Source organism: Enterovibrio sp. FF113 (assembly GCF_041439165.1).
Classification (GTDB): Bacteria; Pseudomonadota; Gammaproteobacteria; order Enterobacterales; family Vibrionaceae; genus Enterovibrio; species Enterovibrio norvegicus_A.
In genome coordinates, this window is sequence record NZ_JBGONO010000002.1 from 45,696 (window position 1) to 59,869 (window position 14,174).

Consider the following 14,174-nt stretch of genomic DNA (forward strand, 5'->3'; position numbering starts at 1 on the left):
AGCCTCTCAAGTGAAACACCCAAAACCGACCAATGAAACCGAGAGTCAACCCAAAAAAATAAGCCCCGCGAAATGCGGGGCTCGGTATGACTTATTTAACGCTTACTAAGCGTGAATCATTACTGAAGTGCCCAAGGGCCATTAGCAGATCCTGGCATGTCACCTTTAGTCCACCATTTCGCCTTGTACGTGCTACCTTGGTACGTTGTTTGATCACCACCTGTGTAGACTTTATCTGAACGCCACTCGTTCAATGAACCATCGTCAAACTCTTCCCAAACGGAAGCTTTGCCTGGCTCTTCACCTTTGGTCCACCATTTCGCGGTAAACTCAACACCATTGTGAATGACTTTGTCACCCGTGTTGTAAACCTTGTTGGCGTCCCAGTTGCTGTCAGTTGGCCCCGTATCACCTTTCACGTTAACCGCAACGGTGGCTGAATCAGCATCCGAACCGTCAGTCACTGTTACCACGACTGAGATCACGCTGTCTTTATCAGATGCAGGTGCAGTCACAGTAATAACTGCAGAGTTACCATTTTGAGCAACGACACCTTCGCTTGCAGTAAAGGTCAGCGCATCGCCTTCAGCATCAGAAGCAGACACCGAGATATCGACAGACTCGCCAGCGTTAACTGAAACTGATGAAGGAACGGTCAGTGCTGGTGGCGTATTTTCAACAACGCCAGAGCCTTTCACATTCACAGCCACGGTAGCCACGTCAGATTTCTTACCATCTGTTGCAGTTACTGTAATCGTCTCAGTGACATCTGTTGCGGTGTTCGGTGCTTTGTAAGTCACAGTCGCTGTGCCATCGCCATTATCAACGACATCTGCACCAGACGCGGTAAATGACAATGCGTCGCCGTCTGCGTCTTTCGCTGAAACAGCAAAGCTAATCACTTGACCAGATTCCGCGGCTTGTGCACCCGGTACAGAAATGACTGGCGCTTCATTTGGCATTACATTCGCGCTAAACACGTTGTCAATTTGCTGTGCCAGTGGCGATTTCAGGTTGGTACACTCTTTTAGCTTAGTACCGTGATTGATGAAGGTACCTTCACACTGAATGTCACCGTGTACCTGCCAAACGATAATACCGCCAAGATCGTTGTTCACAACATACTCAGCTTTCTTACGAATGGCTTCTTCATCGTCGTAGCTAAGGAAATACTTTCCTTTCACTGCATAAGGCACTTCTGCATTGGCGTCCCAGAAATGCTCCCAGCCGTTTTGCTTAATGATGTAGTTGTAGTTTGGTTGACCTTCAAACGCTTTCCAGTTATCCAAGTCCACTGACGACTCAGTCGGACCATCAACGGAGAAATTCACGGTACGCTTGTCGGTAGGTGCGCCTAAGTACGCCGTTGTTTCGTTAGTTTGAACACCACGACCGTAGAACGCTGCACCGAAGTTAATCTTCTTAGATGGAATACCACGCGCCTGCATCCAAACGCGCAAATCGTCCAACGTTAGTCCATCAAACTCTTCTTCTGGGTACGGGTACAGCGGGGAGTTATGACCCGCAACGTTTGACCAACCACCGTTAAGGTCGTACGTCATCATGTTGAAGTAATCCATCGAGTTCGACAGACGATTCCAATCATAACCGTCTAGTGCTGCAGGTACTGCTTTAAACGCAGCAGTCAGAAGTTTGTCATCACCAATACGCGCACGAATGTCATCCATCAACTGTTCAAAGTTAGCGTAATCGACATCAGAGCCAGTGAAGTTCATGCCGCCAGAACCAGGGAATTCCCAATCAATATCAATACCGTGGAAACCTAGTGCCATTAGACGGTCTACGTCAGCAAGGAAACGTTCTTTTTTGACCGGATCAGCCGCCATTTCAGGGAAGTGCTTAGACATACTCCAGCCGCCAAGTGAGGCCATCACTTTCACGCCTTTTTGGTTTGCCAAATCAATCAAACCCGGTGCGCCGCCTTCTTTTTTCAACGGAATTGGCATTTGGCCTGTTACGCCTGACGGCGCATGTTTCCAACCGCGTCCATCTTTCACAAAACCTTGTGCTTGTACTTTTGCTAGCTGATCAGCCTGCCATGGTTCGTTTCCAGGGAACTCATGAATGTACTCAAGCTCACCCCAAAGAATATGGAAATCCCAGCTTGAATAAACATCTGGGTGCAACAGTGGGCCTGGTTCTTGAACAGAATTAGGTTGGTAGATGTTCTTGTTACGTAAATCGCCACTGTGTAGCGAGCCATCTTTTGCTACGCCGAAAAAGGAGAAGTTAAGGATGGAGTAGATATCCATGTCTACGTTTAAATGGGTTGCTTCGCCTTTTACGCTAAAACCTGCATCAGTGCCCTTCCACGCTTCCCATTGCGTCAGGTAACCAATAACCGCTTTATCATGTGTCGGTGCGGCTTGCAGTGAGGCACTCATGCCTAACACGCCAGCGACACATACGGCAACCGCTGTGAACTTAAGTCCTTTATACATTGTTATTTTTCTCCACGTCTTGGATGTTGGTTGTTGTGCTAACACCTACTTTTCCATTACTTAATTTCTGACGCGAATGTAAATATCAAACTTTGGTATCAAGGTTAGGAATGTGTTTACTCAGTTACATTTATTTCGTAAATTTTTTGCAGCAATGCAGCTAATTGGAAGAGAAAAACAGGCGAATATCACATTGTTAACAATTCGTTTTTTATCTTAAAAATCAACCATATTTAACCATCATCACGATGAAGCTGAGTGAAGTAAAGACGTTAAATAATAGATAAAAAAAACTCCGCCAGCGTAAGGCATGGCGGAGACAAGCAACAAATGTGAAGCGCTAACTAAATATTCCCTTCAGCAGGGAAATAGTGAGTGTAAGCCGTGCCGTGTAAGCACTATGGCTTATAGCAAATGGCATACCAATTAATTCAATCGGCAGAACATATGGGAGGACGGGTACTTATTACACAGAAATTCAAAGCATGACGTTAGATATTGGGGCAATTTTTGCACCATCTATGCGCAAGGTGGCAACGAGGACTGGCTCTAAACGTGCATTTCAAACCGTCATTCTTACCTTCAACGTTAGCAGCGTCACATCTTGTTTAGCTTTAACGATTCCAATCTGACCTCTGCTTGATGATAATGTCTCACTTCAAGGCTTTGCCAATAACAACCAGTGAGATAGCTACCATGGATTTTGCGTTACCTCTCGTCATCCTCGTGATATTCGTTTTCATTATTCTTAACCGCCAGAAGGCTAAGAAAGCCGCAGCAGAAAACATTGAAGCTGGCACAGCATTCTTAGACAAAAATGCACAAGAGGAAGGTGTGATGACCACCGCTTCTGGTCTTCAATACAAGGTGTTGGAACAAGGCGAAGGCGAAGCACACCCAACCGCCAAATCTCGCGTAAAAGTGCACTACCACGGCACCTTGCTCGATGGCACTGTGTTTGACAGTTCTGTGCAACGTGGTGAGCCAATTGATTTTGGCTTAAACCAAGTGATTCGTGGCTGGACAGAAGGTGTTCAGTTGATGAAAAAAGGCGAAAAAACGCGTTTCTTTATTCCCTCACATTTGGCATATGGCAATGGGTCAGCGGGTGCAATTAAACCGGGTTCAACACTGATCTTTGAAGTTGAGTTACTAGATTTTAACTAATACCTTTGCCTATCATATTGAAAAAAGCCGCATACATTGATGCGGCTTTTGTATCTTCCCTACTCCACTGCCTACTTTCAGATTCGGTTTTAATCGATTTCGACGACTGGCGGATGCGACACACTGCGCGTCCAAACCACAGCTTCCTCAAGAGGCATAGGCTTCGCAAAGAAGTAGCCCTGACAAATATCAATGCCGCAGCCTTTGACAAACATTTTCTCAGCATAGGTTTCCACACCTTCTGCAACGATGGCACACCCTGTCACTTCACTGATCTTCGCTAGCAATTGATACAGATTCTGCCCGCGCTCTTCCTGCACATTGAGCAATAACGAGCGATCTAGTTTCACCTTATCGAAGTTGAATTTGAGCAAATGAGGAAACGACGCATAACCTGCACCAAAATCATCAATCGCCACTTTCACACCTAAGTGCTGCAGGGCATCAATGTTGTTCTTTATCTGACTATGGTCTTCTAAAATGGCCTCTTCCGTTATCTCTATCTCCAACGCCGAAGCGGGTACACCGTATCGTGCTAAGCGCTTCGCAATGAAATCTACCGTTCTTGGGTCGGAGATCGTATCTGCAGAAACATTCACCCCTATTTTGCATCCGCTCCCCAAAGGGAAAGTATTCATGTCAGAGAGAACAAGATCGATCACCATCGTATCAAGCTGCCACATGGCACCCAATTGCTGAAAATCGGCGACAAACGTTGGTGGCTGGAGGTTACCTTTCACATCTCTGTAGCGCACAAGCGATTCAAATGCGATGTGATTCGGATTATGCAAATGCACCTGCGGTTGATAGAACATCACAAATTCGCCGTGGCTCAGCATTCGACTCACACGATGACTGACTTCATGTTTGCTGATATAGCCGCCCATCGAGTTATTCACATCACCGAGGAAAGATTTCAAGGTACTGTTTTCAATTTCGCTTTTACGAAGAATGGCCCTGTCGTCAATGTTACTTCTCCCTGCGTAATGCAAGTAGAAAGGGCGATAAATCAGTATACCGACTCCCACCACAACAAGTTGAAGCACAATGCCACCAAGACTGTTTTGTGTCGCCCAATAGCCACTCAAAAAAGGCGGTGTCATCCAATCTACAATGGTGCTAACCGGATTAACCCAACCAATAGACATTACGCCATACACCACCACAAAGCTGACGATAGGGACGAGAATAAATGGAATAATCAATGTCGGGTTAAATACGATTGGCAAACCAAATAAGAGCAATTCGTTGATATTGAACATTACCAAGGGCAATGCCGACAGCGCCAATATGGTGTGACGACGGTCTTTAGAAAATAGCAAGATACAACACAGCAAACTGAGCGCATTTCCAGAACCACCGATCGCAAGAAACGCGTCATAGAACCCCTGCCCCAAGACATTCAGTGATGCCTCGCCCGCCTCCCATGCAGCGATATTTAACTGCGTGTCTTCAAACAATTGCTGCTTTGCTCTAAACAGAAAGTTATGCCCATTAATGCCCACTGAACCTAACAGGCCCAATAGAAAGACATATGCCATGCCGCCATCAAACGTCAGTGGATCAATCACCGACAAATCACGGTACTTATCACCATACGCAATGATGGTCTTCGTGAGTGCCGAGAACGCCATGGTTAGCAATAAGAAACCAAAAAAATGTGCCACTTGCTTATAGAGCGCACTGACAAAATCGACACGTGATGGATTGAGTGGGTACAGACGAAATGACACACAAGATGCCGTCGCTACACCTGCAGTCAACAAGGCTACGAGTGGGTTATTCGGCAAACCATTGTGATCCGCCACCAAACCATTCGCCAACGAAATCGTGACGAACATTGCCAACGCATACGGCACAACGACCATTGGATTCACACTGTGTTTTGACGACAAGTAGTACGTCGTAATCAAACACAATGCCGTTGGGTATACCCCGATCAAAATATTCGAAAAGTAGAAAAATTGTTGCGCAACCAAAGGGATGTTTGAGAAATTTAATAGTTGACCAACAAATATCGAAATCGCGTTACAAATAGTTAAAGGGAGAAGCAGTAAAAAAACAATGGATATATCACGTACATAGGTATCGTAATAGGATCGGAAAGTAGACAAGTTGCGCATATACAGTTGTTAAATCTCAGCACGTACGATTAATACACAACAAACATTACCCATAAATCGCCCTGATGATTGCATTCGGTATCATTAAACACACAAAAACATCGCACTCACTATCTTTCGAAAGTAAGCCGTGATTTTGTCTTTTAATGAGGGAAGACGGGCATACCCGCTAAATCAATTGGCAAGAACTCATAGCCTGAGAGTCCGCACTATCCAAGGAGAGAAGCAGTTTGTTGACGGTGTTCACTGTTGTTCAAAAATTTTGCGAATTATATAGTCCAAAATATATACACTCAACCAAACCTTGGTGTTATTTCTAATTAGCATCCCCCAAGCACCCATTGGAAATAAAACACATCCACCATATAAATACTTGGTAACAACACAACCACAAACTAAGGCAATAAGCCGTCACTAAGCTAAAAGTGACTGAATTATCTAAATGAAAGACATGTATCCACTACAACAGAAAATGTGGTGGCGGTGGCTCGCTTTTCACCAAGTCTGAAACGATCTGCAATCCACGCTTGATACGATAACGACTGGCTTCTCCTCCCAAGCTAATTCGAACATGATTTCTGCGTATATCGTTATCTAATGTGAACGGCTGAAAACCTGTCAGTTGAACACCCGCTTGTCTTGCGGCAACCAGTAAATTGTCAGCTTGCCATTCGCTGGGCAAGGTTAACCACACATGCTGACCATAAGGGTGAGCTTCAAAGTGCATGCCGGATAGGCAATTCGCGGCAAGACGCTGTCTAGCCGCAAACTCCTGACGCTGAAATGCTTCAATGCGCTCAACTGAGCCATTAATGATCCAGTGACTGGCGATTTCAAACGGCAAAGGTGTGGCCATCCAACTCGTCGCCGCCAATCGTCCAACAGCATGCTGCTTAAGATGGCGCGGAACAACTAGATACCCTACGCGCAAGCCTGGTGCCACTGTTTTTGTCAGGCTGGTAACATAGAAACTCTGCTCAGGGATCAAGCTCGAAATCGGCGGTAAACGATTCGGTTCTAACGCGCCATAAACATCATCTTCGATTAGCATCAAGTTATGTCGCTGCACCACTTCAGCAATCGCCATTCGGCGCTCCATGCCCATGTGTGCGCCGGTAGGGTTACTCATGCTCGGCGTACATGCCAATGCTTTAATTTCTCTTTGCTTGCAGATGCGATCAAGCGCTTCAGGAATGATTCCTTGTTCGTCCATGTCGATGCCGCACAACTTAAAATTGAAGATCTTTGATCGAGCAATTAAACCATGATCAACAAGCCGCTCGCATGCCACAGTGTCACCAGACGAAATCGCTGTGCCTAGCGCCAGTACCAAGCCGTGGCATGCGCCATTGGTTAACAAAACACATTCAGCTTCCGCGTTCAGCTTTTGTTGGGCAAGATAATGTACCGCCGCGTCTATGTGTCGTCGCAGCCCAGCAACGGGTCGCGCTGAATTGAGCAGATGAGCGGTATCACCATGCTTGGCAATGTCCATCAAGGTCTCATTGAACAACTGAGTGATTTGATTGGTGTAAACCGGATGTGCAATTGACATGTCAATCACGTCGGAAACCGACTGTTCATTCTTAACGTCTTGCGTCAGCAGAAACTCACTTTCCTTCCCTTGGGCAAAGCTTCTGACAAACGTCCCGCTGCCCACCCACGCCTCAACCGCACCTTGCTTTTCTGCATGGGCATAGGCATTGCTGACCGTCTGCACACTGACGGCCAATTGATCGGCCAGCTCACGATGAGGCGGTAATTTCGATCCCGGCAGCAATACGCCCAAAGAAATTTGATCCATTATCGCTTTTGAGATCGCCATATATTTCGGGAGCCCTGGGGCTAATTCGAGGTTTAATTTAATTGTCATAGTTCAATATTTTTATTGACCAAATTTTAGCCAGTGGTGTATCTCTAATGTATGCCTAATCAAAACAATTTGGCAACATTGAATCGTATTGATATGTATTGAACTAGTTTGAACTATAAACGGCACTGATAAAAAGGAGGCCGGAAACGCATAAAACTGAGCTTAACGCATTCATAACAAGGTTATGGACGTGTCGCTGCTACTCAAGTTTCAGCATCACAAAGCGGAAGGCAAAGCTGGGAGGCAAAACAGTCATAAGTGGAAGGTCGATCCTGAGCTCTGCTAGATATTGATGACTGGCGATGACTCTAACGATGGTCAACGTTCGTCCATTTGGGCGGTATATTGAGGAGCAAAGGGGCATGAGTGATGTAGTCCTTAATTTTACACTTGAAGAGTTTGACGTCCGGCTGGAGAAAGTTCGTGCGGCTATGGAAATCAACGAAATTGATATTCTCATCGTCCATGATCCGTCCAACATGGCGTGGCTAACAGGCTATGACGGCTGGTCATTTTACGTACCTCAATGTGTCGTCGTCGCACAAACTGGCGTTCCTTTGTGGTTTGGTCGTAACCAAGACGCCAATGGTGCACGTCGCACCGTTCATATGTCTCCTGAAAATGTCGTAGGCTACCCGGATCACTATGTGATGAATCCTCCGCTTCATCCTATGGAGTATCTCGCTAACGCAGTGCTTGGTGAAAAGCTATGGGACCGTGGTCGAATTGGCGTCGAAAAAGACAATTACTACTTCAGCGCAACCGCCTACGAGGCATTGCGTGACAACCTACCCAACGCATCCTTCACTGATGCAACAGGCTTGGTTAACTGGTGCAGAGCAGAGAAATCTGAACAAGAGCTGTATTACATGAGAGCAGCAGCGCGCATTGTAGAAAACATGCACCGCGTGGCTTACGACCTGATCGAACCCGGATTACCGAAACATATTCTGGTGGCTGAAATTAACAAGCACTCCGTTATCGGTCACGATGGGCACTTCGGCGACTATGCCGCTATCGTCCCCTTGCTACCGTCTGGCATTGACGCGTCTGCCCCTCATCTCACGTACGATGATCGTCCCTTTAAAAAAGGTGAAGGCACTTTTATCGAAATGGCGGGGGTTCACCGTCGCTATCACTGCCCGCTTTCACGCACGATTTATCTTGGCGAGCCGGCCGATCATTTTAAACGCGCCAACGATGCATTGAATGAAGGTCTAGAAGCGGGACTGGCGGTTGCCAAGCCTGGCAATACGTGTGGCGACATTGCCCGCGCCCTCAATGCCATCATGGTGAAGTATGGTTTTGATCGGGGCGGTTCACGATGCGGCTACCCCATCGGTATGAGCTATCCACCGGATTGGGGTGAGCGCACCATGAGTCTTCGCGACACTGATACTACCATTTTGAAAGAAGGCATGACGTTTCACTTTATGCCTGGACTTTGGATGGATGATTGGGGTATGGAAACCACAGAAAGCATCGTGATCACGCAGTACGGTGCAGAAACATTGTGCAATTTTCCACGCCAGCTTTTTATTAAGCATTAGCAGTGAAGAACATACTCAAACGCTCACGAAAAAAGGATTAAGATTCTATGGCGAAATTACCGCCTAGTTCAGTATCAACAACCGTTGATTTTGAAGCAGACGGCATACAGCATGGCTTTTTGAAATTGCCTTATTCTCATGATGGATCGGCATGGGGTGCCATCATGACCCCCATCACCGTCATTAAAAATGGTGAGGGTCAAACAGCGCTGCTAACAGGGGGAAATCATGGCGATGAATACGAAGGGATCACGTCATTACTCAAATTGAGCCATACCCTAACACCCGCTGATATCAAAGGCCGCGTAATTATCGTGCCAATGATGAACCACCCAGCTGTCGAAGCGGGAAGCCGTGTTTCTCCCATTGATAACGGCAACATGAATCGCGCATTTCCGGGTCACCCCTACGGCAGTATGACAGAACGTATGGCTGACTACTTTACCCGTCACCTTGTCCCCTTGTGCGATACCGCACTGGATATTCACTCAGGGGGCAAGACACTAGACATTCTCCCTTTCGCTGCGGCTCACCGTCTTGTCGATAAAACGCAGGAAGAACGTTGCATAGAAGGCGCACGATTGTTTGGCGCGCCCTACTGTTTTTATATGGAAGAAATGGACCCGACGCAGCTGTATGACACGGCTGTTGAAGCACAAGGAAAAGTGTTCGTCACCACGGAATTGCGAGGCGGCGGAACCACGAATCCTGAAACAATTGAAATGGCAGATCGTGGTATTCACAATTTCCTCGTATTCAGCGGCATCTTGCAGAAAGACCACATTGAGCCACCTAGCACACCCACTTTCTTGGAAATCCCAAATGCTCAGTGTTATTTGCAAAGTGAGCACAATGGAATCTTAGAGCTATGTGTGACGTTGGGTGATGACATCAAAGAAGGTGACCTCATCGCGCGCGTTTATTCGACCGAACGCAGTGGACAAGCCCCGATCGAATACCGTTCACAAACTCACGGTATCCTCGCTGCCCGTCGGCATTTAGCTAAGATCAGCCTCGGTGACACCTTCGCCGTGCTTGCGAAGCCAATCGACTAACCACCTCACTTCTGAGGCATAGCAAACGGCGTTGCATCATCAAGTCGCTCGACGCCGCTTGTTTCTGCCTGGGCTATGTGAACCAAACGCCCTCGCCACTCGCCTTTAGCACACAAAGTTGGCCTCGAGAAATGTCAACAATTCCAACTCTGTGCCACGCTTAAAGGTATCGAGCACACTGAGACAGGGTCATCAATGCAACTTGATCGGTACGACACAAAAATCCTGCAAATTTTGGCGACGCAAGGGCGAATCACAAAATCGCACCTCGCCGAAGCGATTAATCTGTCGATCAGTCCGTGCTGGGAACGAGTAAAGCGCCTTGAAGAGGCTGGGATCATTGAAGGCTATGGCGCCAAGATCAACCCCAGTATCTTCAATAAAAAAACGCCGGTACTGGTGGAAGTCACACTTGGAAAACACGACGCAGCCAGCTTCAAACGTTTTGAAGAAGCCATGCAAACCTGCCCTGAAGTGGCTGACTGTTTCGCAACGGGTGGAGGCATTGACTACATCCTCAGAGTGATGGTGAAAGATATCGATCAGTATCAACGTCTTGTCGACAGTTGGCTGGTGTCAGAACTCAGTATTGAGCGCTATTACACCTACATTGTCACGAAAACGATCAAGCACCAAGGTGACACATTTGAAATCGATGAAAACCTGATGCGATAACCTTCTTTTCGTCTCGAAAAATTCTCCTTAACGCCTCTTTTATTGCTCACCGTCAGGCCATTAATCGCACTCGTTTTCCTGTGCAGAAAAAACACCATGTCTTTCGTCGTCCAATAGAAAAAAACCTCAAGCCAAACCCCATTTAACAGAAAACAACCCAGCCGAAACTGACTTACCTTTTAATGAGAAAAACCATATATACCCAAACAAACTCTCGCTGAACAAGCATCTTGAGGTTGCTTGGATATACACGAGTCATCTTATAGGGAGGTCATGATATGGCCGCACTGAATTTGCCTTACGAAGGAAAAGCCAGCAACGCTGTGTTAGCGCAGTTGGATGATGCGCGCTTACTCCGTCAGCTTGCTTATATAAACGGAAAATGGGTGGCAGGTAATGACGATATTGCCGTGACCAACCCCGCCGATGATCATGTGTTGGGTTATGTCACCTCATTAAAAAAATCTCAGGTCGACAAGGCCATCAACGCTGCGCACAAAGCTTTTGTTCCTTGGCGTGCCTTATCCGCAGAACAGCGGGCAACCAAACTGATGAATTGGCATGATTTGCTGCTTGAAAACAGAGAGGACCTCGCCCGCTTAATGGTATTGGAACAAGGAAAAGCCTTAAACGATGCTCGGGGCGAAATTGATTATGGCGCATCGTTCATTCGCTGGTTTGCCGAAGAAGCGCGTAGAGCTTATGGTGAAACCATCCCTAGCCATATCCCCAATGCACAGCTTGCTACTCTGAGAGAACCGATTGGCGTAGCGGCGTTAATCACGCCATGGAATTTCCCCAATGCGATGATCACCCGCAAAGCCGCTGCTGCATTGGCAATTGGTTGTACGGTGATTGTGAAACCTGCCAACGAAACGCCCTTCTCCGCATTAGCACTCGCGGAACTGGCAGAGCGGGCTGGCATTCCAGCCGGCGTATTTAACGTGGTCACCGGCGATGCACCCATGATCGCCGCCACGCTGTGCGCCTCAGACAAAGTAAAGGCCCTCTCGTTTACCGGCTCCACACGCGTCGGGAAAATCCTACTCGAACAATGCGCCGATACAGTGAAGAAGTGCTCGATGGAGTTAGGTGGCAATGCCCCTTTCATTGTTCTGCCGGACATGGACATTCATGAAGCAGCCAACGCTGCGATTGATGCCAAGTTCCAGACATCAGGCCAAGACTGCCTCGCCGCCAACCGGATCTTTGTACCACGCGAATACCATGACGAATTTGTCGCCGCCTTCGCTGCTGGAATGCAAAAGCTTCGCGTTGGAAATGGCATGCAAAAAGGCGTAGACCTTGGCCCGTTGATAAGCCGTCAAGCCGTCGAAAAAGCGCAAAAATTGGTCGACGATGCACTCGAAAAAGGCGCAACGCTACTCGCAGGAAAATCACCACAATCGCTCAACAGCAATTTTTTTCATCCCGTACTGCTAACCCAAGTTACGCCTGACATGGCGGTATATCGTGAAGAGAACTTCTGCCCCGTTGCAGGTGTGATTGCCTACGACAACGTAGATGACCTTCTTGTTGCCGCGAACGACACCGAATATGGCCTTGCTGCCTACGTGTACGGAAACGATATCCGCGACATATGGAAGCTCATGCGCGGGCTAGAGTTTGGCATGGTGAGTGTGAACAGCGTGAAAATGACGGGTCACCCGATCCCGTTTGGCGGCATGAAGCAGTCAGGCCTTGGGCGCGAAGGTAGCCGACACGGTTTTGATGAATACAGCGAAATTAAATATTACTGCCTTGGCGGTTTACCGACAGCCAGCGGTTGCTGATCTTTTGCAGATACATGGAGTTTGATATGACACAGAATATTGATACCAAAGCCTTGCTCGAAATAGACCGTCAAAACGTCTTTCACGCATCAACGCACCTAAAGCAATACGCCGATGGTGACTTGCCTGGGCGTATTATCACCAGCGCCAAAGGCATTCGCATTCAAGACTCAGAAGGCATAGAACTTGTCGATGCTTTCGCAGGGCTTTATTGTGTGAACATCGGCTATGGTCGAGAAGAAATGGCCGAAGCCATCTACGAACAAGCAAAAAAACTCGCTTACTACCACACGTACGTCGGCCACACGAACGAAGCACTGATCACCCTGTCAGAACGTATTTTGAAGATGGCGGGCCAAGGCATGAGCAAGGTGTATTACGGTATGTCCGGCAGTGATGCCAATGAAACCCAACTTAAGCTCGTCTGGTATTACAACAATGTGCGCGGGCTGCCAAAGAAAAAGAAGATCATCTCTCGTGATCGTGGTTATCACGGCTCCAGTATTGCCTCGGGCTCAATGACAGGGCTGCCACTCTTTCATGCCCATTTCGATCTGCCGCTTGATCGTATTAAACACACTGTCGCGCCTTACTATTATCGTCGTCAAGACGACGGGATGACCGAACGTGAGTTCTCAAAATACTGCGCAGATGAATTGGAAAAAATGGTGCTCGCCGAAGGTCCAGAAACCGTCGCCGCCATGATTGGCGAACCGGTACTGGGCACTGGCGGTATTGTTCCGCCACCAGAAGGCTACTGGCAGGAAGTCCGCAAAGTATTGGATAAATACGACATTTTGCTCATTTCTGATGAAGTGGTTTGTGGTTTTGGTCGTCTTGGCGCTGACTTTGGTTCAATCATGTATGACATGAAGCCCGACCTCATTACCGTCGCCAAGGGACTTACTTCAGCCTATCAACCGCTTTCCGGCGTCATGGTGGGTGAAAGAGTATGGAAGGTACTTGAAGATGGCACAGATCAATGGGGCGCTATCGGGCACGGTTATACCTATTCAGGTCACCCATTGGGCGCGGCATCGGCGCTGTGTAACCTCGATATTATCGAGCGTGAAAACCTGACGGCGAATGCGCGTGATACGGGTGCCTATTTCCAACAACAGATGCAGGCCACGTTTGCCAATCACCCGCTCATTGGTGACAGCCGCGGTATCGGATTGCTGCATGCGCTTGAGTTTTCCAGCAACAAATTCAAACGCGAACACTTCGATCCCTCTTTAAAAGTCGGCCCACAAATCGCCGCTGCATGTCTTGAACAAGGTTTGATCGCTCGCGCCATGCCACACGGCGACATTTTGGGTTTCGCGCCACCACTGGTTGTTAACCATGCAGACATTGACGATATCGTCTCGCGGGCGAAAAAAGCCATCGACAAAGTGACAGACAAGTTGGTGAGCAGTGGTAGCTGGAAAGCCGCTTAACACATTCAAACATCACGTCATGCCATTGAAAAAGCCC

9 protein-coding genes are annotated in these 14,174 nt (G+C 47.7%); 6 read left to right on the top strand and 3 right to left on the bottom strand.

The window, feature by feature from the left end:
• Positions 1-119 precede the first annotated feature (119 nt).
• Positions 120-2,462: a glycosyl hydrolase family 18 protein gene (locus tag ACED36_RS01980; protein WP_017006500.1), complete on the bottom strand. Its 2,343-nt coding sequence runs from the start codon at positions 2,460-2,462 to the stop codon at positions 120-122.
• Between the two features lie 696 nt (positions 2,463-3,158).
• Here ACED36_RS01980 and ACED36_RS01985 point away from each other — a divergent pair.
• A complete protein-coding gene (locus tag ACED36_RS01985; protein WP_017006499.1) occupies positions 3,159-3,629 on the top strand; it encodes an FKBP-type peptidyl-prolyl cis-trans isomerase in 471 nt (156 codons plus the stop codon).
• A gap of 89 nt (positions 3,630-3,718) precedes the next feature.
• On the opposite strand, the gene ACED36_RS01990 is transcribed toward ACED36_RS01985, so the two are convergent.
• Both ACED36_RS01990 and ACED36_RS01995 read right to left on the bottom strand, forming a co-directional pair.
• The gene (locus ACED36_RS01990) at positions 3,719-5,497 is read right to left on the bottom strand and encodes an EAL domain-containing protein (protein ID WP_017006498.1); all 1,779 of its coding nucleotides are present in this window, start codon (positions 5,495-5,497) and stop codon (positions 3,719-3,721) included.
• A gap of 715 nt (positions 5,498-6,212) precedes the next feature.
• Entirely contained in the window at positions 6,213-7,625 is a 1,413-nt protein-coding gene (locus ACED36_RS01995; protein ID WP_026024254.1) for an aminotransferase class I/II-fold pyridoxal phosphate-dependent enzyme, read from the bottom strand.
• 362 nt (positions 7,626-7,987) lie between these two features.
• Between ACED36_RS01995 and doeA the strand changes: the two genes are divergently transcribed.
• The 5 genes from doeA to ACED36_RS02020 all read left to right on the top strand — a co-directional run bounded on the left by doeA (position 7,988) and on the right by ACED36_RS02020 (position 14,137).
• Positions 7,988-9,175, top strand: a complete 1,188-nt coding sequence (doeA, locus tag ACED36_RS02000; protein WP_016960251.1) for an ectoine hydrolase DoeA — start codon at positions 7,988-7,990, stop codon at positions 9,173-9,175.
• A gap of 47 nt (positions 9,176-9,222) precedes the next feature.
• A complete protein-coding gene (doeB, locus tag ACED36_RS02005; RefSeq protein WP_371732673.1) occupies positions 9,223-10,230 on the top strand; it encodes a N(2)-acetyl-L-2,4-diaminobutanoate deacetylase DoeB in 1,008 nt (335 codons plus the stop codon).
• Positions 10,231-10,425: 195 nt separating this feature from the next.
• On the top strand, positions 10,426-10,905 hold the full coding sequence (locus tag ACED36_RS02010) for an Lrp/AsnC family transcriptional regulator (protein WP_017003577.1): 480 nt from the start codon (positions 10,426-10,428) through the stop codon (positions 10,903-10,905).
• Between the two features lie 278 nt (positions 10,906-11,183).
• Positions 11,184-12,698, top strand: coding sequence for an NAD-dependent succinate-semialdehyde dehydrogenase (locus tag ACED36_RS02015; protein WP_371732674.1), 1,515 nt, complete (start codon positions 11,184-11,186; stop codon positions 12,696-12,698).
• Positions 12,699-12,724: 26 nt separating this feature from the next.
• Positions 12,725-14,137, top strand: a complete 1,413-nt coding sequence (locus tag ACED36_RS02020) for an aspartate aminotransferase family protein (protein ID WP_371732675.1) — start codon at positions 12,725-12,727, stop codon at positions 14,135-14,137.
• Positions 14,138-14,174 lie beyond the last annotated feature (37 nt).